The sequence below is a fragment of the Streptomyces sp. NPDC001717 genome (assembly GCF_042892775.1).
In the GTDB taxonomy this organism is placed as follows: Bacteria; Actinomycetota; Actinomycetes; order Streptomycetales; family Streptomycetaceae; genus Streptomyces.
This window is the reverse complement of sequence record NZ_JBIAUK010000004.1, coordinates 47,084-68,751: the sequence shown is the minus strand read 5'-3', so window position 1 is coordinate 68,751 and position 21,668 is coordinate 47,084. Positions and strand designations below refer to the sequence as shown.

Annotated in this window: 22 protein-coding genes; 12 read left to right on the top strand and 10 right to left on the bottom strand. The window is 75.3% G+C overall.

Annotated features, from left to right (window positions below; translation table 11 throughout):
- The first annotated feature begins 20 nt into the window (after positions 1–20).
- Positions 21–500: a GNAT family N-acetyltransferase gene (locus tag ACFYZL_RS09925; protein WP_384757144.1), complete on the top strand. Its 480-nt coding sequence runs from the start codon at positions 21–23 to the stop codon at positions 498–500.
- Here the strand turns inward: ACFYZL_RS09925 and ACFYZL_RS09920 are convergent.
- Together ACFYZL_RS09920 and ACFYZL_RS09915 are read right to left on the bottom strand one after the other, a co-directional pair.
- A complete protein-coding gene (locus ACFYZL_RS09920; RefSeq protein ID WP_388678159.1) occupies positions 484–1,017 on the bottom strand; it encodes a GNAT family N-acetyltransferase in 534 nt (177 codons plus the stop codon). The two genes, ACFYZL_RS09925 and ACFYZL_RS09920, sit on opposite strands and share 17 nt — an antisense overlap.
- 434 nt (positions 1,018–1,451) lie before the next feature.
- Entirely contained in the window at positions 1,452–1,925 is a 474-nt protein-coding gene (locus ACFYZL_RS09915; protein ID WP_388677741.1) for a hypothetical protein, read from the bottom strand.
- A gap of 107 nt (positions 1,926–2,032) precedes the next feature.
- Between ACFYZL_RS09915 and ACFYZL_RS09910 the strand changes: the two genes are divergently transcribed.
- Positions 2,033–2,341, top strand: a complete 309-nt coding sequence (locus tag ACFYZL_RS09910; RefSeq protein WP_388677738.1) for a hypothetical protein — start codon at positions 2,033–2,035, stop codon at positions 2,339–2,341.
- Here the strand turns inward: ACFYZL_RS09910 and ACFYZL_RS09905 are convergent.
- Together ACFYZL_RS09905 and ACFYZL_RS09900 are read right to left on the bottom strand one after the other, a co-directional pair.
- Entirely contained in the window at positions 2,313–3,134 is an 822-nt protein-coding gene (locus ACFYZL_RS09905; protein WP_388677735.1) for a MerR family transcriptional regulator, read from the bottom strand. The two genes, ACFYZL_RS09910 and ACFYZL_RS09905, sit on opposite strands and share 29 nt — an antisense overlap.
- A gap of 57 nt (positions 3,135–3,191) precedes the next feature.
- Positions 3,192–3,464 carry a hypothetical protein gene (locus tag ACFYZL_RS09900; RefSeq protein ID WP_388677731.1) on the bottom strand — a complete coding sequence of 91 codons (273 nt, stop codon included), beginning with the start codon at positions 3,462–3,464 and terminating at the stop codon, positions 3,192–3,194.
- A gap of 316 nt (positions 3,465–3,780) precedes the next feature.
- On the opposite strand from ACFYZL_RS09900, the gene ACFYZL_RS09895 reads away from it, so the two are divergent.
- The 3 genes from ACFYZL_RS09895 (at position 3,781) to ACFYZL_RS09885 (ending at position 6,210) form a co-directional block, all read left to right on the top strand.
- Positions 3,781–5,076: an MFS transporter gene (locus ACFYZL_RS09895; protein WP_388677728.1), complete on the top strand. Its 1,296-nt coding sequence runs from the start codon at positions 3,781–3,783 to the stop codon at positions 5,074–5,076.
- Positions 5,077–5,218: 142 nt separating this feature from the next.
- Positions 5,219–5,356, top strand: a complete 138-nt coding sequence (locus ACFYZL_RS09890) for a hypothetical protein (RefSeq protein ID WP_384757568.1) — start codon at positions 5,219–5,221, stop codon at positions 5,354–5,356.
- 62 nt (positions 5,357–5,418) lie between these two features.
- Positions 5,419–6,210, top strand: coding sequence for a peptidoglycan-binding protein (locus ACFYZL_RS09885; RefSeq protein WP_388677725.1), 792 nt, complete (start codon positions 5,419–5,421; stop codon positions 6,208–6,210).
- A gap of 28 nt (positions 6,211–6,238) precedes the next feature.
- On the opposite strand, the gene ACFYZL_RS09880 is transcribed toward ACFYZL_RS09885, so the two are convergent.
- The 3 genes from ACFYZL_RS09880 to ACFYZL_RS09870 form a co-directional block, all read right to left on the bottom strand.
- A complete protein-coding gene (locus ACFYZL_RS09880) occupies positions 6,239–6,520 on the bottom strand; it encodes a hypothetical protein (RefSeq protein WP_384757562.1) in 282 nt (93 codons plus the stop codon).
- A gap of 39 nt (positions 6,521–6,559) precedes the next feature.
- Positions 6,560–7,243 carry an alpha/beta fold hydrolase gene (locus ACFYZL_RS09875; protein WP_384757559.1) on the bottom strand — a complete coding sequence of 228 codons (684 nt, stop codon included), beginning with the start codon at positions 7,241–7,243 and terminating at the stop codon, positions 6,560–6,562.
- A gap of 193 nt (positions 7,244–7,436) precedes the next feature.
- Complete coding sequence (locus tag ACFYZL_RS09870) at positions 7,437–8,180, bottom strand: SDR family NAD(P)-dependent oxidoreductase (protein ID WP_384757556.1); 744 nt, start codon at positions 8,178–8,180, stop codon at positions 7,437–7,439.
- A gap of 154 nt (positions 8,181–8,334) precedes the next feature.
- Here ACFYZL_RS09870 and ACFYZL_RS09865 point away from each other — a divergent pair, with 154 nt between their 5' ends.
- Both ACFYZL_RS09865 and ACFYZL_RS09860 read left to right on the top strand, forming a co-directional pair.
- Complete coding sequence (locus ACFYZL_RS09865; protein ID WP_388677720.1) at positions 8,335–9,411, top strand: RNA ligase (ATP); 1,077 nt, start codon at positions 8,335–8,337, stop codon at positions 9,409–9,411.
- Positions 9,412–9,536: 125 nt separating this feature from the next.
- On the top strand, positions 9,537–10,454 hold the full coding sequence (locus tag ACFYZL_RS09860; RefSeq protein ID WP_384757581.1) for an NADP-dependent oxidoreductase: 918 nt from the start codon (positions 9,537–9,539) through the stop codon (positions 10,452–10,454).
- Between the two features lie 710 nt (positions 10,455–11,164).
- Here the strand turns inward: ACFYZL_RS09860 and ACFYZL_RS09855 are convergent.
- The 3 genes from ACFYZL_RS09855 to ACFYZL_RS09845 form a co-directional block, all read right to left on the bottom strand.
- Complete coding sequence (locus tag ACFYZL_RS09855; protein ID WP_388677717.1) at positions 11,165–13,963, bottom strand: poly(A) polymerase; 2,799 nt, start codon at positions 13,961–13,963, stop codon at positions 11,165–11,167.
- Positions 13,963–15,702, bottom strand: coding sequence for an RNA ligase family protein (locus tag ACFYZL_RS09850; protein ID WP_388677714.1), 1,740 nt, complete (start codon positions 15,700–15,702; stop codon positions 13,963–13,965). Before ACFYZL_RS09850 ends, ACFYZL_RS09855 begins: the two co-directional genes overlap by 1 nt.
- A 73-nt stretch (positions 15,703–15,775) precedes the next feature.
- Positions 15,776–16,414 carry a TIGR03086 family metal-binding protein gene (locus ACFYZL_RS09845; protein ID WP_388677711.1) on the bottom strand — a complete coding sequence of 213 codons (639 nt, stop codon included), beginning with the start codon at positions 16,412–16,414 and terminating at the stop codon, positions 15,776–15,778.
- 114 nt (positions 16,415–16,528) lie between these two features.
- On the opposite strand from ACFYZL_RS09845, the gene ACFYZL_RS09840 reads away from it, so the two are divergent.
- From ACFYZL_RS09840 to ACFYZL_RS09820, 5 genes are all read left to right on the top strand, one after another.
- Positions 16,529–17,485, top strand: a complete 957-nt coding sequence (locus ACFYZL_RS09840) for a helix-turn-helix transcriptional regulator (RefSeq protein ID WP_384745257.1) — start codon at positions 16,529–16,531, stop codon at positions 17,483–17,485.
- Positions 17,486–18,196: 711 nt separating this feature from the next.
- Positions 18,197–19,267, top strand: a complete 1,071-nt coding sequence (locus ACFYZL_RS09835) for an NUDIX domain-containing protein (RefSeq protein WP_384745259.1) — start codon at positions 18,197–18,199, stop codon at positions 19,265–19,267.
- Between the two features lie 61 nt (positions 19,268–19,328).
- Positions 19,329–19,835, top strand: coding sequence for an SRPBCC family protein (locus ACFYZL_RS09830; RefSeq protein ID WP_384745261.1), 507 nt, complete (start codon positions 19,329–19,331; stop codon positions 19,833–19,835).
- A 241-nt stretch (positions 19,836–20,076) separates the two neighbouring features.
- Entirely contained in the window at positions 20,077–20,568 is a 492-nt protein-coding gene (locus ACFYZL_RS09825; protein ID WP_384745262.1) for a hypothetical protein, read from the top strand.
- Positions 20,569–20,715: 147 nt separating this feature from the next.
- Entirely contained in the window at positions 20,716–21,660 is a 945-nt protein-coding gene (locus ACFYZL_RS09820; protein ID WP_388677705.1) for a class I SAM-dependent methyltransferase, read from the top strand.
- Positions 21,661–21,668: the final 8 nt, after the last annotated feature.

Sequence of the window (21,668 nt, the reverse complement as noted above, 5' to 3'; positions counted from 1 at the left end):
CAGGGGAGCGGGACCGGCGCATGCACATCGTGATCGAGCTGCGCGAGACCCGGGACGGTGACCTGGACGTCTTCTGGGAGCACTTGACGGACCCCGGCCTGCGGTACGCACCAGGGCGGGCCGGGGCCCACTCCCACGACCGCGAGCAGTTCGACACGGACTGGGCGGGGATCCGCCACGACCCCGCCGTCACCCTGCGCACCGTGGTGGCGGACGGGGCCGTGGTCGGCTACGCCGGCGTCTTCGGGCAGCCCGGCGCTCGCCAGGTGACGTACGTGATCGGCATCGAGCACCGGGGGCGGGGGATCGCGAGCCGGGCCGTGGCCGAACTGGTCCGGCTGGAGGGCACCCGCCCCCTGTACGCCGGGGCCGTCGCCGACGACGCGGCCGCGGTCCGGGTCCTCGGGAAATGCGGCTTCACCGTCACCGGCCGCACCCGGGAGTTCGCCCGGTCACGCGGCGAGGAGGTGGACGTGCTCCTGCTCACGCTCGACCGGTAGGACCGTCCGGGCCGCCGCCGGACTCCCAACGGACCTCGCCGTCCTGCCGGTGCGGGGTGGCCCGCAGCCCGCAGGCGGCGGCCACCGCGGCCGAGGCGGCGTGGTCCGGGTGCACGTGCGCGACGAGGAGGCCGACGGGCAGCTCCCGCAACCGGTCGGCGAGCGCCCGTGCCGCCTCCGCCGCCAGCCCACGGCCCTGCCAGGGCGTACCCACGACCCAGGCCAGCTCGGCGCGGCTCCGCGCCGGTTCGACGGTCGCCTGCACGGTACCGACGAGCTCGCGCCCGGCGCGCAGCCGCAGCACCCAGTTGCACCAGACCACCCCGGGATCGGGCGACCCGGCCGCGAGCCGCTCGTAGCGCGCACGCAACGCGTCGGGCGGCAGCGGCTCACCGCCGATGAAGGAGTGCAGGGCGGGATCGGACAGCACGCCGGCCATCTCCTCGGCGTGCGAAGGGCGCAGGGGTACGAGCTCGAGTCGCTCGGTGGTCAGCGCGACGGGCCAGACCTCGGGCAACACCACCGGCCCGGACGCGGCCCGCGACGCGGCCCCTCGCACCTTCGCCTCGGCACGCGGGCGCGGTACGCCGTCCACGGACACGCAGATGCCGAACACCCGGTCGTGGCCCGCCCAGCCGTTGACGCGGCCCCGGTTGTTGGCGATCCGCACCCGGCGGCGCGGGCCGTCCACGGCCGACACCAGGTGCAGGTACACCGTGCCCGAGACGCGGACGAGGACGATGTCGCCGACCTCCAGGAGCGCCGGGTCGGCGGGCACGACCCGCACCTTCTGCCGGCTGCGGACGAGCGGAACCATCGAGTCGCCGGTCGGCCGGAATTCCACGGTCTCGCCCCGGCCGAGCCGGTCCGCCATCGCATCGAGCATGCCCATCCGGGCAGTCTGCCGGGGCCGGAGGGCGCACGCCGGCGGATTTCCGCCGCGCCGGGCGCTCAGCGCGGCGGTTCCACCTCCAGGAAGCGGCGGCGGCGCGGACCCCGGTACAGCAGGCACACCCAACCGGCCCGTTCCAGCACCGCCGCGCAGTCCCCCAGCCGATCCTGTTCCTCCTCGGCCGCGCCGGATCCCGGTGCGCCGAGCCAGGTCACCTCCGCGCGCCCGGGCTCCGTCGCGGCGGTCACCCGGTAGCCCGTACGCGTCCGGCGGCCCTCCGCGTCCAGCGCCGAGGGAGGGACGCCCGCGGCCTCCAGGGCCAGGGCCACCGCGCGCGGAGCCTGCCGCACCTCCCACGGCGCGGGAACCGAGGCGCCCGCCGGGCCGCCCACCAGGCGGCGGATCTGCAGCAGGCCTTCGTAGGCCGTGCGCACCTCGGCTTCCCGCCCGGTCGCCGCGGGGCCCGGTCCCGGTCCCGGCCCCGGTCCGTCGCCGGTCGCGGGCTCGAAGACCCGTCCGGTTCCCTCCGACATGCGCCGCTCCTCCCCGCCCGTCTCCCCGCCCGTCTGAGTACGTCGTACCCAACGGCCTGAGTATCCGCCCCGATTCCCCGACGCGCCGCCGCTGGTCGAATGGGGCCATGACCACCGAGACCCCCCGCGGTACGACGCCCACCGCACTCCGGCCGACCAGGCAGCACGTGACCACCGCCGGGACGGCCCTGGCCGTGGCCCTGGCTCCGCTCGTGGTCGGGGTCCTCGTGGCCAAGGGGCTGGGCGCCGACCCGATGACCCCGGTCAACGCCCTCATCTCCGGCGGCGGTCACCGCGCCGGGCTGCCGCGCGCCGAGTGGCGGCGGCGCGGCCACGTCGCCATGTGCCGCCTGCGCACCGTCCGCCGCACCGCACGCCCGCGCCGCCTCAGGCGAGCGGCTCCTGCAATTCGGTGACCCACTGCTCGCGGTCCTCCGGGCAGGCCAGCGTCAGCTCCCGCGCGTACCCCGCCGACCGGTGTCCGTTCGCGTCGATCCACCGGGCCAGAGCCTGCGCCGTGGGCAGCACCCCGTCCATCGAACCCCGGTGCACCACCGTCGCGGCCCGCTCGACCCCGGGCAACGTGACGATCCGTACCTCACCGCCCAGTTGCCCGGCGTCGACCGACGCCGCCACCGGCAGCGCCGCGTGCACGCGGATCGCCCCGTCGGGCGCGTCCTCGTAGTAGGCGATGCCCGGCCCGGTCGGAGCCACCCCCGCCCGTTCCATCGAGCGGCACAGCTCCTCGTACAGGGGCCCGATGACCGGGCTGATGTCGTGCGGTTCGTAACTCCCCGCGATCCCGGTCAGTTCGGCGAGCCGGACGGGTGGGAGGCTCTTCACGACGATGTCGTAGGCGGACATGGATCCCTCGCTCTCGATGGTCCGGAGCCTCGCCTCGACCTGCACCAGCCGGGCCGCCGCGGCGGCCATGGCGGTCTCCAGCTCCGCCTGCCGCAGCCGCAGCATGCCGCGCAGCGCCTGCGGGCCGACCCGCTCGTCGAGGATCGACCCCACCTGATCGAGGCTGAAGCCGAGTTCCTTGAGCGCGATGACACGGTTGAGGCGGGCGAGCTGGCCCGCCTCGTAGAAGCGGTAGCCGGTGAAGGGGTCGACACGGGCCGGGCGGAGCAGTCCGAGGGCGTCGTAATGACGCAACATGCGGACCGACACCCGGCCGTGTTTGGCGAAATCTCCGATGCTGAACATGACGCTCTCCAGTGCAGGCCCTGACACAGGGGGAGGGTCAAGCTTCACATCCGCCGGTCAGCGCCCGTACTGCCGCAGGCACAGGTCCACGATGGACGCCGGTACGGAGCCCTCCGCCGCCGCGCACAGCTCCTCGGGGCGCGGCCGGTGCGGGGGAGGCGCGGGTTTGCGGCGCGGGCGGGTGGTCGCGGGGCCGGGCGTGCGCGCCCGTCGGGGCTGGACCGGCGTCTTCCCGGAACGGGCGGGAGAAGGCTCCGGGTCCGGTTCCGGTGCGGGGGAGGCCGGGAGTTTGCCCAGGGGGAGGGAGAGCGGCACGTCAGGCGCGTCCACGGGCGGTACGGAGCCGCGCGAGGGCGCCGGAATCGAAGCCTCCGGACCCACGGAGACACAGCCGGCGCTTGCGAGGAGCGCGACGAGGGACAGGGGAACGGCCCGGCGTAACTGCATTCGACCACTGTGCCGTACCCTGCGGCGGACCCGGTCCTCCACCTCACGCGTCCGAGTGACTCAGGACGCGGAACGCGTGGGAACGCGTGGGGAGACCGGGTGATCGGAACGGCGGTGCGGATGCCGGTGGAGGCGCGACCCCCGGCACCCCGCGCCGTCGAGTCCTGCCCGCCGAACGTCTCGTACGGAGTAACGATCGATGACCGCAGCCGCCGCGCCCGGTGACCCCGCTCCCTCGCCCGACCCGGAAACCCCGCCCGGCTCCGCGCCGCCCGCCGGAACCGGTCCCGCACCTGCCCCCGGCCCTGCTCCTGCTGTCTGGAAGGGCTGGGCGGCCGTGTTCGCCGTCGCCCTCGGGATCTTCTGCCTGATCACTTCCGAGCTGCTGCCCGTGGGACTCCTCACCCCCGTCGCCGCCGACCTCGGGGTTTCCGACGGCACCGCCGGACTGATGGTCACCGTGCCCGGGCTGATCGCGGGGTTCTGCGCCCCGCTCGTCACCGTCGGCGCCGGCCGGCTCGACCGGCGGCACGTGCTCTGCGTGCTCATCGCCCTGATGACCGCCGCCAACCTCGCCGCGGTCCTCGCCCCGAACTTCACCGTCCTCCTCACCGCCCGCCTGCTCGTCGGCGTCAGCGTCGGCGGGTTCTGGGCGATAGCCGGCGGGCTCGCGGGGCGTCTCGTTCCCGAGGGGCACGTCGGCCGGGCGACCGCGCTCGTGTTCAGCGGCGTCCCCACCGCCTCCGTGCTCGGCGTACCCGCCGGCACCCTGCTCGGCGAACTCGGCGGCTGGCGCACCGCCTTCGCGGCGGTCTGCGGCCTCGGAGTGGTCACCCTCGCCGCCCTGATCCTCTTCCTGCCCCCGCTGCCCCCGACCCGGCACATCGCCTTCCGTGAACTGCCCGCGCTGCTCCGCCGGAACCGTGCGGTCCGGGCGGGTGTGATCGTCACCTTCCTCGTGGTGACCGGGCAGTTCGCCGCCTACACGTTCGTACGGCCGATCCTCCAGGACGTCTCCGGCATCAGCGCCGACCGGGTCAGCGTGCTCCTGCTCGGCTACGGACTCGCGGGCGTCGCCGGCAACTTCCTCGCCGGGGCGCGCGACGCGTACCGGAACCTGCTCCTGATCAGCTCCTTCCTCACCCTGATCCTCGCGCTCATCGCGGTCCTGCCGGGAGCGGTCGCCGGAACCACGCTGCTGGTCGCCTGGGGGCTCGTGTACGGAGGGGTGTCGGTGAGCGTGCAGAAGTGGATGATCAAGGCCGCTCCGACCGCCGCGGAAGCCGCGTCCTCGCTGATGGTGGCCATGTTCAACCTGGCGATAGCGGCCGGGGCCCTGTTCGGAGGCCTCGCGGTCGACAACCTCTCCGTCCCCGCCGCCCCGCTCGGCGGAGCGGCCCTGATGCTGCTCGCCGCCGGCACCGTGTGGGCCACGGCGATCCGGCGCCGAACCGACACGGGGGACGCGTCGGGGCAGACCGGACACCCGGCTTGACCGGGCCCGTCCCGGAGGGAAAGAGTGCGCCGATCAACCACCACCACGGAAGCACCGCAGCACCACCACCGCGCAGGACCCACAGAACCGCCGCAGTCGCACCGCAGCCGCACCGCTTGAGCCGCACTTCGGAGAACCGCAGATGTCCAGACCCGCGTCCGTCCGCTCATCGCTCGCCCCGGCCGCCTCCGGCGGTTCCCCCGCACTCGGCACGCCCGGACCGGCCCCGGCCGCCGGCGCGGCCGTCCCGGCCCTCACCGCCCGGCGGCGCAGGGCCTGACCGGCCGGGTGGGGGCCGGCACCGCACCGCCGCGCCGGCCCCCGTCCTCGCCGGGAGCGAACATGTCCCACGACACCGATGAGCACGGCGCGTCGCCCGACGAGCGCCATTTCGCCTACCCGTACGTGCCCCAGCCCACCGTGTGGCCGTCCGGTCCGCCGACGCACGCGTGGCCGCACACGGACCCCGTGCCCCACCAGGACCAGCACCAGGACCCGGCCCCGTACGCGGCGGCCCCCGTGCCCGCGCCCGTGCCCGCGCCGGACCGGGGAACCGACTCCGGGCGGGCCCCCGCGCAGACCCCGCCCGCCGGTCGCCGCCGGGAGCGCCGCGGCGCCGACCCGCTCGTGATCGCCGTGTTCACCCTGCTCGGACTGGGTGCGGCCGGTGGCCTGGTCCTGATGCTGACCGGTCCCGACGACCCGAAACCACCCCGGGCGAAGGCGCCGACCGAACTGACCGTGCCCGGTCTCCCGGGCCGCATGCCGGGGTCCGGGGCGGAGCCGACCGGGACACCCGAACCGACCGGGCCGACCCGGAGCCCGAGCCCTTCCCCGTCGGCCCCCCGGTCCTCCGGCCCGCCCACCACCCAGGCCCCCGATCCGACACCGTCCGCGAGCCCGTCGACCGCGAAGGCGGGCGTACCCGCTGCGACGCTGCGCATGGGGGACAAGGGGCCGCAGGTGCGCGCCCTGCAGGAGTTCCTGCTCGGGCAGGGGTTCACGTACGTCTCCGTCACGGGCGTCTACGACGGCCAGACGAAACGCGGTGTCAGCCAGCTCCAGCGCGACCGCGACATCAAGGGCGACCCCCAGGGCGTCTACGGCCCCGCCACCCAGGCGGCCCTCGACTAGGCCGGCCGACGGCGTGGCCGGGCGTCGCTCAGAGAGCCCGGATGGCTTCCGCGAGGTCGGATCCGTACGAGGACCAGCAGGCGATCGAGCCGTCATCGTCCAGCTCGCCCATGAACCACTCGTCGTCGTCCTGTACGAGGCACAGCCCGTGGAACGAGAGGATCACCCGCGGCCGGAGCACGGAGTAGTCGCCCCGTTCGAAGTCCTCGACGACCACGAACCGGTCGAGGGAGAGCGGGGTGGCGCTCGCGTCACCGGACAGGGTCCGCACGCGCTCGATCGTCCAGTCGGCTGGGAGGTTCGGGATCATCGTCGCATGATCCCGGCTCAGCGGTCTCACGGCCACCGGTTACACCGATCCGGCGGCCTTCCGGATGAGGCTGAGGACGGCTTCGGGCTGGGACAGCATCGGGACGTGGGCGGAGGACACCTCGGCGACGGTGGCTCCCATGCGCTGGGCCCCGAACCGCTGGAGTTCCGGGTTCACGGCGTGGTCCTGCGTGGTGACCAGGAACCAGCTGGGCTTGGACCGCCAGGCCGGGGTGTCGACCGTCGACCCCAGGACCTCCGCACGCGGCGCGCCCTGGGTGGCCCACACCAGCTGCTGCTCCTCCTGCGGGAGGTCGCCGCAGAAGTCGGAGATGCCGTCGCGCGCGATCCAGATGCGCCCCTCCTCGTTGTCGAGGTGGGAGAAGAGCGGCGGTGCGTCGAACCTGCCGATCAGTTCCTGCGGGCTCTCCCCGGCGTCCGGGGCCAGGGCGGCGATGTAGACGAGCCCGGCGACGCGGTCGTCCGTGCCGGCGGCGGTGATGACGTAGCCGCCCCAGGAGTGGCCCACGAGGATGGCCGGGCTGCTGACCCGTCCCAGTGCGTGGTGGACGGCGGCCACGTCCCCTTCGAGGGAATCCAGGCTGTTCTGCGCCGACACCACCTCGTGGCCCTCGCGCTGGAGGGTGGGGATCAGCTTGCTGTAGCAGGATCCGTCGGCCCACAGGCCGTGGGCGAAGACGATGCTCGGCTTGCTCGACGACATCGGGTGTTCCTCCAACTGGTAGCGCGGCCCGCGGGTCCGTGTCCGCGAGGGCCACTCGGCCATCCAGAGTCCACACCGGTGCCCGGCGGGCCGCATCCCGGCGGACCCACTCGGGTGCCGCGTCCGCCGGGGCCGCCGGCACGGTCGTCCGGGTGCGGTACGCGTTGCCGCGTCCCCCGGCCCCACCGCGCGGTCAGCGGCCGCCGGAGACCCGCAGGACCGTTCCCGTCGTGTACGAGGCGTCCGGGCCCAGCAGCCATGCGATCGCTCCGGCGATCTCCTCCGGCTGTCCGGGCCGGCCGAGCGGGATGCCGGCGGCGGCGCGGGCGGGGCGGTCCGGGTCGCCCATCGCCGCGTGCATGTCGGTCTCGATGATGCCGGGGGCCACCGCGTTGACCCGGATCCCGTCCGGCCCGAGCTCCTTGGAGAGCCCGACCGTCAGCGCGTCGGTCGCGGCCTTCGTCGCCGCGTAGTGGACGTAGTCCCCGGGGCTGCCGAGGGTGGCCGCCGCCGAGGACACGTTCACGATGGCCCCGCCGCCCGACTCCGCCATGTCCCGGGCCGCCCGGCGGCAGCACAGCAGGTACCCGAGGAGGTTCACCTCGACCACCCGCCGCAGGTCCTCGGTCCGGGCGTCCGCGAGCCGGCCCAGCGGGCCCGTCACCCCGGCGTTGTTGACCAGGCCGGTCACCATGCCCAGTTCGGCCCCGGCGATGTCGAAGAGCCGGTCGACGTCCTGCTCCTCGGCGGTGTCGACGCGTACGGTCACGCACCGCGCCCCCGCCGACCGTACGCGCTCGGCGACGGCCTCGGCGGCCGACGCGTCACGGACGTACCCCAGCGCGAGGTCGTGCCCGTCGGCCGCCAGCCGCAGGCAGGTCGCCGCGCCGATGCCCCTGCTGCCGCCCGTGACGACGGTGACCGGACGACGTGGCATGGAGGCCTCCTGGGTGCCGTGGAACGCACATGCGTGGTGCATGCAGCCGTATGGGGCGGCGCGGCAGGCTAACACCCCGATTTCCACTGGACCAGCGGAAATCCGTGGCCGGAAAGTGGGGACCGATCACGAACCACCGTACGAGGAGACGCCCATGTCGACTTTGCGAGTCACCGCCGAAGAGCTGACCGTCCACGAGCACCCGAACGCCGACGCGCTGGAACTGGCCCAAGTGGGCCTCTACCGCGCCGTGATCGCGAAGGGCGCCTACCGCACGGGTGAGTTCGCCGTCTACATCCCCGAGCAGGCCGTGCTGCCCGCCGACCTGATCGAGGAGCTGGGCCTGACCGGTCGGCTCGCCGGCGGCTCCGCCGATCGGGTCAAGGCCGTCCGGCTGCGCGGAGAGCTCTCGCAGGGCCTCGTCTGCCGGCCGCGCGCGCTCGACGGCGTCGACCTGGTGAAGGCGGCCGAGGAGGGCACGGACTTCGCGGAGCTGCTCGGCATCACCAAATGGGCCCCACCGATACCCACCACCATGAGCGGAGAGGTCGAGGCCGCCCCCGACCTGCTGCCCTGGGTGGACATCGAGAACCTCCAGCGCTACCCGCAGATCTTCGAGGAGGGCGAGCCGGTCGTCCTCACCGAGAAACTGCACGGCACCGCCTGCCTGTTCACGTACGTCGTGGAGGGGGCGAGGAGCCTCGTCACCTCGAAGGGGTTCGGCGGGAAGGGCCTGGCCCTCAAGGAGGAGGAGCGCAACCTCTACTGGCGGGCCGTACGGGGCCACGACGTACCCACCGTCGCCGCGGAACTCGCCACCCGGCTCGGCGCGACCCGGATCGGGATCTTCGGCGAGGTGTACGGGGCGGGCGTCCAGGACCTCGCGTACGGCACGGACGTGCGCACCGCCGATGCGCCGCCCGCCTTCGCCGTGTTCGACGTGTCGGCCGAGATCGACGGTCAGGTCCGCTGGCTGGACCCGGCGGAGCTGCTCGCCGGCGGTGAACTCCCCCTGGTGCCGCGGCTGTACGAGGGCCCGTACGCCCTCGACACCGTCCTGGAGTGGGCGAGCGGTCGCGAGACGGTGTCGGGCAAGTCCGTGCACCTGCGCGAGGGCGTCGTCATCCGGCCCGCGACGGAGCGGTACAGCCCGGTCGTGGGCGGCCGGGCCATCGCGAAGGCGGTCAGCCCGGCGTACCTGACGCGCAAGGGCGGCACCGAATACGAGTGAGCGGGCCCGCCTGCCGCGGGCCGGCCCCGGTACGTGGTGGGATGGGCCCCGGGGCGGGGTCGGGGCCGGGGGGTCCAACCACTGCGTCGCGGAGAGGTCGGTATCGGTACATGTCCCAGGACACCATGCGGGCGATGGCGTACGAGACGTACGGCGGGACGGAGGTGCTCACCGAGACCAGGCTGCCGATGCCGAAGGTCGCGCCGGGAGAGGTCCTCGTCCGGGTGAAGTGCGCCGGCGTCAACCCCGTCGACTGGAAGATCATGGCGGGCGGGCTCGACGGCCTCATGGACGTCGTCTTCCCCGTGGTCCCCGGCTGGGACGTGTCCGGGACCGTGGAGCGGGTGGGCATCGACGTTCCCGAATGCGCGGAGGGCGACGAGGTGTTCGCGTACGCCCGGAAGGACTACGTGCGGGGCGGGACCTTCGCCGAGTTCGTGTCCGTGCCGGTACGGACCCTGGCGCGCAAGCCCGCCGCGCTCGACTGGGCCGAGGCGGCGGCCCTGCCGCTCGCGGGGCTCACGGCGTACCAGGTGCTCACGCGGCTCGGGACGGGTCCGGCCGACACCGTGCTCATCCACGGCGCGGCCGGTGGTGTCGGCTCCTTCGCCGTCCAGATCGCACGCTCGCTGGGCGCGCGGGTCATCGGCACGGCCTCCGCGCGCAACCACGACCGGGTCCGGGCGATGGGCGCGGAGCCCGTGGAATACGGCGACGGGCTGGCCGGGCGGGTGCGGGCCCTGGCCCCCTACGGGCCGACGGTCGTCGCCGACTTCGTCGGCGGGGTCGTCGGCGTCACCCGAGAGGTCCTGCACGCCGACGGCCGCCACGCCTCCATCGCGGACCCCACCGTTACGGGGGCCGGGGGCGAATGGATGTGGGTCCGGCCGGACCGCGGCGACCTGACGGAACTGGGGCGGCTCGCGGACAGCGGGCAGCTGACGGTGCCGGTCGCGCGGACGTTTCCGCTGGAGGAGCTGGCGGCGGCCTTCGAACTGAGCCGGGGCGGACACACGGCGGGCAAGATCGTCATCCGCCTCTGACCCCCGGGGGCGACCCGTGCCGATGCCTCGCCCCCTACGGCGCTCCGCGCCCGCGCCTCAAACGCCGGCGGGGCTGGATTCGACTGCTGCCGCCCGCCGGCTGCGGGCCGAGTCGCCCGCAGGGCAAGTCCAGCCACGGACGCGTCCAGCCCCGCCGGGCACATTCAGCCTCGCCGGCGTTCGAGCCCCGGGCAATCTCAGCCTCGCCGGCGGTTGAGGCGCGGGGTCCGGGGCGGAGCCCCGAAGCCTTCAGCCCGTCCGGCGTTTGAGGACCGGGTCCGGGCGGAGCCCGGGGAACGGTGGAAGGGCGGGTAGGGGACCGGCTCCGCGCAGCGGCACTGCCCTTGGCCTGGGCGGGCCGGGTGGGCCGTCGGGGCCGGGCGCGCGCCGGGGCACCTCCTCGGGCGTCGAACCCCATGCGGCACCGGCAAGGCGAGCGGGTTTCGTTCGACGCCCTGCGGGGGCGCCCCGCCGCACACCCGACCCCGCCGGCGCGGGAGTGCCGAGAGGGACCGGGCCCCCGAGCACCGGCGTTCGACGCCCTGCGGGTGCCCACAGCACGCCCGGCCCCGCCGAGCACCAGCGTTCGACGTGCTGCCGGGGCGCCCCGCCGCACCCCCGCGGCGCGGCGGTACGGGCGTGGGCCGGCCCGGCTGCGGGGAGCTCCGGGGGACGGTCCGCAGGGCAGCGGATCGGCGAGGGCCGGTGGGTCAGGGGAGGTCCGGGACCTCCCCGCCCGGGGTGTGGGTGACTTCGACCCCCGGCAGGCCCCGGGACCACCCCGAGGACACGGCGGCGAGCGCAACCGCGTCCGGCGGCATCGGCCCCAGCCCGATCGCGTAGCGCGCAAGGGCGGGGGTCGATTCGAAGGGGCGGGGCCACGCGTGCGCCTCGCGCACCCCGGCCTCCTCCAGGGCACCGAGCAGCGCCCGCACCCTGCCCCGCATCCGGCCCAGGGTTTCGTCGAGCGGCGCCGCCCCGTCCCGGCGCACCGTCACCACCGCCCACGCGGCGTGCCGCCGGTGCAGCGGGGGCGCGGCGGCGAGGGAGGCCGTGGGGTCGGCGGACAGCAGCTCCCACGCCTCGTACAGCTCCCGGACCAGCAACTCCCGCATGCCCCGGCCCACCTGGGCCGTGCAGCTGCGCACGGGATGCGACGGGGTGAGGACCGTGAGCGGGTCCGGGGACGGCACGGGGGCGGCGGGGGACAGGGCGACCGGGGTGCGCCAGTCCCAGGCGGCCCAGGTGCCGAAGAAGTCCAGGAGCAGGCCGGCGGGGGAGCGGTCCGCGGCCTCGCGGACGGTACGGGCCGCCAGCACCGACCAGGCCAGCCCCGGGAGCCCGCCGAACGGGGCCGAGTCCAGGCCCCGGGCCCGTGCCCAGACCTTCACCTGCCGGGCGAGGGCGGCGAACGCCTCGTGTTCCGCGCCCACGTGCCCGCGTACCGCGTCGGCGTCGCTGACCGCGCTCAGGGCGAGGGCCGCCGCCTCGCCCAGTTCGGAACGCCGGGACACCGCCCGCGCCGGGTCCTCGGACCCGGTGGCGACGGCCACCAGGTCCACGTCGAGGGTGCCCACGCGGAACCGGAGTCCCGGCACCCGTGCTCCCGTCACGTCCCGCAGCCGTCGGGCTTCCGGCAGCGCCGCGGCCACCCGGCCGCGCAGACCGGCCGCATCGGGCAGGGCCGCCACCAGGTCCAGGTCCGCGGTGGGCAGCTCGCAGCCCATCCGCCGGGAGCCGGCCACGTGGAGCTCGGCGTCCGGCAGGGCGGCGCGCAGCCGCTCGGTCACCGGACCGGCGGGGGTCGCCGGGGCGGGGTCGGGCGCTTGCTCCGGGAGCCACCGGATCTCACCGGTGCCCAGTGCGACGGTGGCCCGCACCCGCATGGGGCCGTCCCCGCGTCGTGAGAGCACCGCCAGCTCCCCGACCCGCGCGGACAGGGCGGGGCCGAGCCGGGCGGCGAACTCCGCGGCGGCCCGGCGCGGATCGCGGCTGCGGCCGAGCGTCAGGTGCGGGGTGTAGCCCTCGGCGCGGCCCCGGCAGGTGGGGAACCGTTCCGCCAGGGCTCGGCGCAGCTCCTGCCAGGGGGCGTCACCGGCCGCGGCCGGGTCCAGCCAGAGGGTGGCTTCCTCACGGTGCCCGAACTCGTACACGCCGTTCAGTTCGGTGGTGAAGGGGGCGGTGCCCGAAGCGACTTCGGAGAGGAGGGGGAGCGCCTGCGCGAAGGAGGATTCCGGGACGAAGCCGAACAGCAGGTTCACGTGTGCGGGCCAGCGGTCGGCCTGCGGGTCGTGCTCGCGGCGCAGGTCGGCCACGGCTTCGGGAAGGTGTGGTGGCAGCCAGGCCACCGCCGTGCGCGCCGTCGCCGGTAGGGCCGGCCCGGCGGGCGCGGCGCCGAAGCCGAGCGTCGCCTCCACCGCGTAGTGGTCGGAGGGGAACAGGCCCTCGGCGTCGGGTGAATCGCCGCGCAGCGCCGCCCGCGTGACGCGGGTTCCGGCGGCGCGCAGCAGGATGCGGTCCAGCCGGGAGGCCCGGCCGGTCAGGGAGCCGACGGCGGCCAGCGGGTTGGCCGTCGGGTCGAAGGTCGGCGTGGCGTCGGCGGCCCCGTGCACGTCGTTCCACGCGTCCCGCATGGCCAGCGCGGCCGCGGGCCCCTCGGCGCCGGAGCGGCCGTCGTTGAAGTCGCCGAGCAGCGCCACACCGGCCTCGATGGCGCCCAGGCCGTCGGCGAGCCGGGCCAGTTCGGCCTCCCGCCGCACGTCGCCCCGCTCGGTGTGATCGCTGGTCAGGTGGGTGGCGGCGACGACCAGCGGGCCGCCCGCCGTGTCCACCGTCACGGCCGTGACCGCCTTGTGGGGGCCGAGCACGTGCAGCCCCGCCTCCCGCACCGGCAGCCGGCTCAGCACCAGCAGCCCGCACTCGGCGACGTCCCGGCCCCGCGGATCCGTACCGATCGCGTACCGGGCGCGCACCCACTCCGCCGCCAGCAGCATGCCGAGCAGTTCGGGCTCGACCTCCTGGAGCGCGATGACATCGGCATCGGCCGCCGCGAGCTCGGCCAGCAGCAGGGGTCTGCGCCGGGCGGTGGCGATGCGCGGGGCGTCGTAGCGGTCCCAGAGGGTGTTCCAGGTGAGCAGTCGTACGTCGGCGGGGGCGAAGTCCGAGGTGGGGCGGGCCTCGGCCGGGCGCCAGGCGCCGCCACCCGCCGGATCCCAGGCGTGCGGGGTGCGCGCGGTGAAGAAGGGTGCGCGCAGCAGGCGCGGGGCGCGGACCCGGCCGGCCTCGGTCACGTCGATCCGGTCGACGCCGGAAGCCCGGTCCCACACCAGTTCGCCGTCCGCCTCCACGAACAGCACCCGGTGCCAGGGGATGTCGCCGCCCGGCACGAAGGAGGGCAGCGGCACCCGCTTGGGTGCGGCGCCGCGCTGGAGCAGGCCGAGGACGAACCGCGCCGGGTCGAACCGGGGGTCCCAGCGGACCTGGTGGTAGAGCTGCTCGCTGGTGCGCATCAGACGTCCCCGCCCTCTCCGTGCGGTCCGGCCGGCCCGCCCGCTTGGTCCGCGACGACGCCGTCCGCGCCGATGTACCACGTGCGGTGCGCCTGGCCGGGATACGGCGGGCTGAACCGGTGCAGTTGCGAGGTCAGCACCGCCGACGGCACCGGATGCGGGCGCACGGTGTTGCGGCGCTCCAGCTCCGCCTCGTCGACCAGCAGCACCGCATGGGTGACCAGGGCGTCGCGGCGGCGCGCGACGGATCCCGCCAGGCCCCGCTGCCGGTCGGTGAGCGAGGTGGCGTCCCACACCACGGTGCCGCCGCGCGTCAGCGCGGCGTCCAGCCGGTCCAGGCCCTCGCTCAGCACCTCCGCGTTGGCCCGCTGGTCGGCGCGGGAGCCCCGGGCGGACCGCAGGTCGTCCAGGGCGATGTACGTGTCCACGCCCGGCAGGGTGCGAGCGAACGTGCTCTTTCCGCTGCCCGAGGGCCCGCAGAGCTGCACCAGCCGAGGGAAGGCCCCCTCGCGCCACTGCCACGTCGCCGCCACCGCCTCCTCGACGGCCGCGCCGCTGATCCGGCCCTGCCCGAAGGCGCGGCGCGCCTCCGCCCAGCACCGGTCGGCGGCTTCCGCGTCCAGCCCGGCGAGGGACTCCCGCAGCCCCCTGCGCAGGTCCCCCAGCGGGTCGGCGCCGAGCAGTCCGGCCTCCTCGGCGAACAGCGCGGACCACTCCGCGCACTCCAGTGCCTCCTTGTCGTCCGCCAGAGCCCCGGCGAGCGCGTGCAGCACCCCGAGGTCGGCCGCGGCGGACATGCGGACCAGCCCGGCCCGCCGCTCCCCGTCCGGGAACGGCCGATGGAGGTAGGGGTACAGCCCCACCAGGTCGCCCACCTGCCGGGCGAGCCGCACCCCGAGGGGCCCCGACGCGAGCCGCGCCATGATCCGGGCGCGCGGCTGACGGCGCAGTACGGCGGCCAGTACACCGGCCAGCCGTTCGTCCCCCGTCCGCCCCGCCGCGTCGATCCGGGCCGCCGCGTCGGCGACCTCGTCCGCATCGGGCGCCGCGGGCATTGCGACGGCCGCGCACAGCCCGGTCACGTCCGCCTCGGCCCCGGACCGCACCGCCCACAACGGGGCGTTCGGGCCCAGTCCGTTGGGCACCACCTGCGCGAACATCCAGTGCGTACCGGTCTGTACGTGTCCGCCGCGCACCCACTTGGCCACGCGGCGCCCGAAGTCCTCGCGCGCGAACCCGGCGGTCGTACGGACGACGTACCCCTCCTGGCGCGTGGTGTCGAGGCGCAGCTTGCGCAGCGCGCGCTCGTCGAAGACGCCGCGCCACAGCACCCGCGGGACGGGCACGCCCAGCCCGCGCAGGAACCGGACGGTCCGGTCCCAGTCCAGGCAGTGCTCCCCGTCCCACACCGAGAACCCGTAGAACCAGCTGTCGAGGTCCTCGTACGGGATCGAGTGGCGCGCGTACAGGTTCTCCCCGCACACCCGCCACCCGTTCGGGATGCCGGCACCGATCCGGCCCTGGAGGCCCTTGACCCAGGCCCGCGAGGGATGGTGCGCCGAGTCGAGCGACCGCGCGTGCAGGCCGTCCGGGTAGAGGGTGGTGTTCTCTCCGTCGAGCTTCTCGGTCACCACGACCTCGCGCCCGACCAGCCCCGCCAGACCGGTGGCCCGGACATCGTCCGCCGCCGCCCCGGGGGACCAGGGCAGGTGCGGCGTACGGGGATAGTGGGTGCGCATGGTCCGCTCCTGCTCGACGACACGGTGCCTCGTCACTGTAGGTATGCGGAGCGGCGCCCATCCATCGAATAAGTCAGGGACGGCGGCCCGACCAGGCCACCAGCCGGTCGAGGGCGGACGCGTCCGCCGCCACCGGAACGACCTCGCCGTACGGGATCCGACCGCCGCGGGCCTCGGCCGGCAGCGCCCTGCGCACGACCTCGACCAGCCGCTCCAGCAGGGCGGTGTCCCACTCCGGCCGCTGTCCGGTCGCGGTGGCCAGGTCCCAGGTGTGCAGGATCAGCTCGTTGGTGTAGACGGCCGCCGCGACCGCGCCCGGCTTCACGCCCATCGGCAGGCGCAGGTCGCGGCCCAACACCTCCGGATCCGCCCACACCTTCGCGGCCTCCTCGGCGGCCGGCCCCCAGGCCGCCGCCCACTCGCCGTCCGCGAGCTCGTCGGCGAAGGAGGGGACGCTGAAGGGGTCCTCGCCCCGCCCGATGACCGAGATCCGCCGCAGTACGCCGACGAGGTGGCTCGACAACCGCCGGACGTCGAATTCGGTGCAGGGGGTGGGGGAGTCGTACTGGTCCGGCCGGACGGCGGCGAGGGTGCGCCCGGCCAGGGCGATGGCCGCCGCCAGATCCGGACGGGTGTCGACGACCGGGGACTGGACGGCCGGGGACTGGACGGTGGTGGGCTGGGCTGCGGTGGACTGCTTCGTTTCGGTCATGACCTCATCCTGGAGGCCAAAGTGGCCATCTTCTGGCCTGTTTTCCGGGCAGAATCCCTCGTATGAGAAACGCCCTGCGAAGCGTTCTGCGAAGCGCCCCGCGAAACGACTCCCGTGAAGGCTGACCGGCTGGTGGCGGCCCTGCTCTTCCTCCAGGAGCGGGGGCGCGTCACCGTCGCCGAAGTCGCCGCGGAACTCGACGTGTCGGAGCGGACGGCGCGGCGCGACCTGGAGGCCCTGGCGGCCGCGGGGATCCCCGTCTACTCGCAGCGCGGCCGGGGCGGCGGCTGGTCCCTCGTCGGCGGCGCCCGCACCAACCTCACGGGCCTCACCGCCGACGAGATCCGGGCCCTGTTCCTGGTCACGGGCCCGCTCGCCACCACCCCCGAACTGCGCACCACCCTGCGCAAACTGGTCAGGGCCCTGCCCGCCACGCTCCGCGGCGACGCCGAGGCCGCCTCGCGGGCCGCCGCCGTCGACGGCACCGACTGGGCGCGCACCCCCGTCACCGCCGCCACCCCGCACCGCTCGGCGCTCCAGCGGGCCGCGGTGGAGGGCGAACGGATCCGGCTCGGGTACGAGGGCGTGGGCAAGCCGGCCCGGGTGCGCGTGGTCGACCCGCTGGGACTCGTCGCCAAGGCGGGCATCGAGTACCTGGTCGCCGGGACGGAGGACGGGCTGCGCACCTTCCGGCTCAGCCGGGTCACCTCCGTCGAACCGACCGGCGAACCGGCCCACCGGCCGGCGGACTTCGACCTGGCCACGGCCTGGCGGGAACTGGCCGGGGCCATGGAGGAACGGCTGTACGCGGTCACCGCCCGGGCCCGCGTCGCCCCCGACGCGCTGCCCCGGCTGGCCAGGATCTCCGGCGGCCGCCTGCGCGTCGGGAACCCGCTCCCCGACGGCTGGACCGAGGTCTGGATCGACGGCCCGGCCCCCAGGGCGCTGGCGGCGCACGTGTCGGGGCTGGGCAGTCGGGTGGAGGTGCTGGAGCCGCCGGAGGTCCGCGAGTGGCTGGCCCGCACGGGCGCCGAACTCGTCGCGCTGTACGGGGCGCAGGAGACGGCCTAACGGCACAGGGCCAGGATGTCCGGGGAGACGGTGCCCCTGGCCGCGGCGCACAGCGGGGCCATGTCGTACGTCCGCCGCGGTGCGGGCCGATCTTTCGTGGCGGCGGCCGGCTTACGGGTACGGGGCTTCGCGGGCGCCGGCTTCGCGGGTGCGTGCCTCTCGGGCTTCGCCCGCGGGGGGCGCGCGGCGGCGGGTACCGGGTCGAGCGCCGGCGGGGGCGCGGAGGACGCGGGCTCCGGCGTCCCGGGAAGGGTTCCCAACGGCATTGCGGGCACCGTCGGTTGAGCGAGCACCGTGCGGGCCGTCGCCGGTGCCGGGGGCCGGGGCTCCGACGGGGCGGGCGGGTGCACGGTCACGCACCCGGTGGCCATGACGAGCGCGGCAAGGGTCAGGGGCAGGGCCCGGCGCAGCAGCATCCGCCCACCCTGCCGCACGGTCGCGGCCGGGACCGAACCCGTCACCCGTACGGGTGCCCCCGCCCTCACTCGCCGGGGGAACGGCCCGGCGGACGTGGTCGGACCGGGGGTTTTCACGCCGCCAGTCCGCCCGGGCAACGTATCAAGATCCACGTAACGAGGTAATAAGAAGGTATAGGAGGTATATGGAGGGTAAAGCGGGCGAGGTCGGTGCCGCTCTCGGGGCCGCCGTAACCACGGGGCCGCGCCCGCGGTTGCACAGGCCGGCGGGCCACCCACGGTGAACGGAGTTCGGATGTCGCAGCAGACCGACGAGGCGCAGGCGCGGGCACAGGTGGGGGTGCAGGGACGGGCACAGGGACACGCAGAGGGACACGCGCAGGCCGGGCCCGGGACCTGGATGACCCCCGCCGCGTACGGCGCCTCGCGCGCCACCGTGTGGACCGCGGCCGTCGTCCTGGTCACCGATGCCGACGGCCGGGTCCTCGTCCAGAGCGTCGACTACCGCGCGGACCGGCTGCTGCCCGGCGGTGCCGTGGACGCCGGGGAGGCGCCCTCCGCCGCCGCGGCCCGGGAGATGCGCGAGGAGCTCGGCGTCGACGGCCGCTACCCGCGCGGGCTCGCCGTCGACTGGATCCCCGCCGACACTCCCGGCTTCCCGCCCGAGATGCGGTTCCCCGGGGAGGTCCTGCACGTCTACGACGGCGGCACCTGGACCCCGGAGCGGATCGACTCCGTCCGCCTCCCGGCCCAGGAGATCACCGGCATCCACTTCGCCGAGCCCGCCGACCTGCCCGACCTGATGGACGCGGGCGACGCCCGCCGCGCCCTGTCCGCCCTGCGCGCCCGCGTCAACGGATCCGGCACCGCCCTGCTGGAGGACGGCCGCCCCACCGCGCCCACCGCCCTCGATCGGCTCGGTGTGCTCCGCACCCGCCGGACCCCGCAGCGCGGTGCCTGGCATCCGGGCCCGGTCCCCGCGCACCTGCCGGTCCGGGACCGCTCCGGTTGGCTGTTCGCCCCGGACGGCCGGGTCCTGGTCCTGGTCGCCCGGGCCACCGGTGCCGTCCACCTCCCGCCCCCGACGGCCGCCCCCACCACGGGCTCGGCCCCGCTCGGCTACCGGCTCGGCGAGGAGGGCGCCCACGCCCGCACCGCCGCCCGGCTCACCGGGCTGCCCCCGGCCGCGGACCCGGCGTACGCACGGCTGCTGGCCACCCCCGAACAGGTCCGCGAACTGAGCGACTGGGGTCCGGCCGGCGCCCACGAACTCGCCGCCGCCCATACGGCCCGCATCCGCCTCGCCCTGCCCGCCCCGGCCCGCACACCGGCCACGGAACTCCCCGAAGAGGGCGTGCGTTGGTGATCGCGGCGCCGTGACCGGGAAATCCGGCGTCCGTGACGTGCGGTCCCGCAGCATTGTGGCCATGAGCGACAGTGCGATCACCTACACCGTGTACATCCAGGCCGATCCCGCCCGCGTCTGGCAGGCCCTCACCGAGCCGGCCTTCACCCGCCGGTACTGGGGACTGAGCTTCGAGACCGACTGGGCGGTCGGCTCGGTGATGGACTGGGTCGAGCGCGGGGCGCGCACCAGCGACCCCGAGCAGGTGGTCCTCGGCTGCGTCCCGGACCGGCTGCTGTCCTACACCTGGCACACCTTCACCCCGCAGTGGGCCGCCTCGGCCGGGATCGGCGAGGAGTTGCGGGCCGAACTGGCCGGGGAACCGCGCACGAAGGTCACGTACGAGATCGAGCCGGTCGGCGACACCCTCGCCCGCCTGACCATCCTCCACGAGGGATTCGCACCGGGTGGCACGCTGATCGGCATGTGCGGCCGGGCCTGGCCGATGCTCGCCTCCAGCCTCAAGACCCTCCTGGAGACGGGCGCCCCGCTGCCCGAACCGGAACAGGGGCCCGGCGCCGTCGGCTGACCCGCACGCGCGGAGAGCCGGCGCGCGAGCCTGCCGCGGGGGTGTGATCAGGCCGGGGACGGCGACCGTGCCGGTAGCGGGACCCTGGACGCAGGGCGGGCCCGGTGGTCGTGTGGAATGGGAGCATGGGGAGAGGAACGAACGAGCGATCCGCCGCCGCGATGCCGACCGGGATACCGGAGGGCGTGCCGGGCGCGCCCGCGACGGCCGGCCCGGCCGTGCGCGCCTTCGGCGGTGCCCGATGAGCCACCCGGACACCGGCGGCGCCGCCGAGCCGCCCGAGCACTGGCGGTACGGCCGTCACCTGCGGGCCCTGGCCGGGGCGCGCGGAACGCGCGCCGAGGCCGACGCCGTGGCCGTCGTACTGCGCGACCCCGACCCCGTGATGGCCGAGAGCGCGGTCGTCACCCACCTGGACCGACGTGCGGCGCGCCTGCTGGCCGACGAGGGCTTCCCCGCCTGGGCGCAGGCCATGACCGGCGCGCTCGCAGGCCGCGCCTTCCCCGAGCGGCGCCTGCGCGAATGGACCCTGCTCAAGGCCATCACCCGCGGCGAGCCCTGGTCCGCCGCGGAGCTCGTGGGCGCGTCGGACTGGTGCCAGCGCACCGCCGCCCAGCTGCTGACCTCGTACGAGGCCCTGGGCCTGCTCGCCACCGGTGCCCGCACCCGCCGGGTGCGCAACGCGGCCGCGGGCCGGCTGAGTCGGCGTACCGCCGCCGCGGCCTCCGGGTGAGCGGGGGCGGCCGTCCGGCGGTCGGCTGTCTTATTTGAATCTTGTGTGACGAAGGTCTCGCCAGGCGCCGATCCTGCGCTTAAGGTGCCGTTAACCCGGCCGGGTGTCAGCGTTGGACGATGCCACTCCGCTGGAGGATGACTCTTCGTGTCGCACGTTTCGCATGCTCCCGTCACCACCACCGACGCCGAGCAGGCCCTGCCCGTCCCCACCGCATACGGTGAGGTCGAAGGCTGGTTCTCGGCCTACGACCAGTTGCTCTTCGACTGGTTCCTGTCCCGTCAGAACGGCGACGCCGCACCTCTGGCGGGAGACCTCCTCGAACTCGGCGTGTTCCTGGGGAAGAGCGCGATCTTCGTCGGCCGCTACCTGCGGGAAGACGAGGAATTCACCGTCTGCGACCTCTTCGACTCTCCCGCCGTGGACGAGCTGAACGTCGCCGAGAACCGACTCTCGTACCCCACGCTCACCCGGCGCGGGTTCGAGACGAACTACCTGGCCTTCCACGAGGCACTGCCGACCGTCATCCAGGCGCCGACCTCCGTCGTCGGGGCCGAGGTGCGCGCGGCGAGCTGCCGGTTCATCCACATCGACGCCTCGCACCTCTACGAGCACGTCGTCACCGACATCGAGTCCTCACGGCGCGTGGCGGCCCCCGGCGCGGTGGTGGTGTTCGACGACTACCGCTCCGCGCACTGCCCCGGCGTCGCCGCCGCGGTCTGGTCGGCGGTGGTCTCGGGCGGGCTGAACCCCATCTGCGTCTCCGACATGAAGATGTACGCCACCTGGGGCGACCCGGAGGCCCACCAGAAGGACCTCCTCGCCTGGCTGGAGGGCCGCACGGACCTCGGGCACGGCGTGGACGTGATCGCAGGCCGGTCCGTCGTGCAGATCTCCGACGCCGGGGCCCGGCCGCCGGCCGTTCCGCAGCCGCTGCGCCCCGCGCCCGCGCCGGAGGCGCCGGCCGCACCCGCTCCCGCACCGGCCGCCGCCCGTAGGCCGGGTGCCGGCTGGCGCAAGCTCGCCAAGGACCTGCTGCCGCCGGTCCTCACCCGCGCGATCGTCTCCCGGCGGCGCCGTCGCCGCGGCTGACCACCGCC

Coding starts and splice junctions, on each gene's coding strand:
- ACFYZL_RS09925 (WP_384757144.1), top strand. CDS start 21: ATGCACATCGTGATCGAGCTGCGCGAGACCCGGGACGGTGACCTGGAC.
- ACFYZL_RS09915 (WP_388677741.1), bottom strand. CDS start 1,925: ATGTCGGAGGGAACCGGACGGGTCTTCGAGCCCGCGACCGGCGACGGA.
- ACFYZL_RS09910 (WP_388677738.1), top strand. CDS start 2,033: ATGACCACCGAGACCCCCCGCGGTACGACGCCCACCGCACTCCGGCCG.
- ACFYZL_RS09905 (WP_388677735.1), bottom strand. CDS start 3,134: ATGTTCAGCATCGGAGATTTCGCCAAACACGGCCGGGTGTCGGTCCGC.
- ACFYZL_RS09895 (WP_388677728.1), top strand. CDS start 3,781: ATGACCGCAGCCGCCGCGCCCGGTGACCCCGCTCCCTCGCCCGACCCG.
- ACFYZL_RS09890 (WP_384757568.1), top strand. CDS start 5,219: ATGTCCAGACCCGCGTCCGTCCGCTCATCGCTCGCCCCGGCCGCCTCC.
- ACFYZL_RS09885 (WP_388677725.1), top strand. CDS start 5,419: ATGTCCCACGACACCGATGAGCACGGCGCGTCGCCCGACGAGCGCCAT.
- ACFYZL_RS09880 (WP_384757562.1), bottom strand. CDS start 6,520: ATGATCCCGAACCTCCCAGCCGACTGGACGATCGAGCGCGTGCGGACC.
- ACFYZL_RS09875 (WP_384757559.1), bottom strand. CDS start 7,243: ATGTCGTCGAGCAAGCCGAGCATCGTCTTCGCCCACGGCCTGTGGGCC.
- ACFYZL_RS09870 (WP_384757556.1), bottom strand. CDS start 8,180: ATGCCACGTCGTCCGGTCACCGTCGTCACGGGCGGCAGCAGGGGCATC.
- ACFYZL_RS09865 (WP_388677720.1), top strand. CDS start 8,335: ATGTCGACTTTGCGAGTCACCGCCGAAGAGCTGACCGTCCACGAGCAC.
- ACFYZL_RS09860 (WP_384757581.1), top strand. CDS start 9,537: ATGCGGGCGATGGCGTACGAGACGTACGGCGGGACGGAGGTGCTCACC.
- ACFYZL_RS09855 (WP_388677717.1), bottom strand. CDS start 13,963: ATGCGCACCAGCGAGCAGCTCTACCACCAGGTCCGCTGGGACCCCCGG.
- ACFYZL_RS09850 (WP_388677714.1), bottom strand. CDS start 15,702: ATGCGCACCCACTATCCCCGTACGCCGCACCTGCCCTGGTCCCCCGGG.
- ACFYZL_RS09845 (WP_388677711.1), bottom strand. CDS start 16,414: ATGACCGAAACGAAGCAGTCCACCGCAGCCCAGCCCACCACCGTCCAG.
- ACFYZL_RS09835 (WP_384745259.1), top strand. CDS start 18,197: ATGTCGCAGCAGACCGACGAGGCGCAGGCGCGGGCACAGGTGGGGGTG.
- ACFYZL_RS09830 (WP_384745261.1), top strand. CDS start 19,329: ATGAGCGACAGTGCGATCACCTACACCGTGTACATCCAGGCCGATCCC.
- ACFYZL_RS09825 (WP_384745262.1), top strand. CDS start 20,077: ATGAGCCACCCGGACACCGGCGGCGCCGCCGAGCCGCCCGAGCACTGG.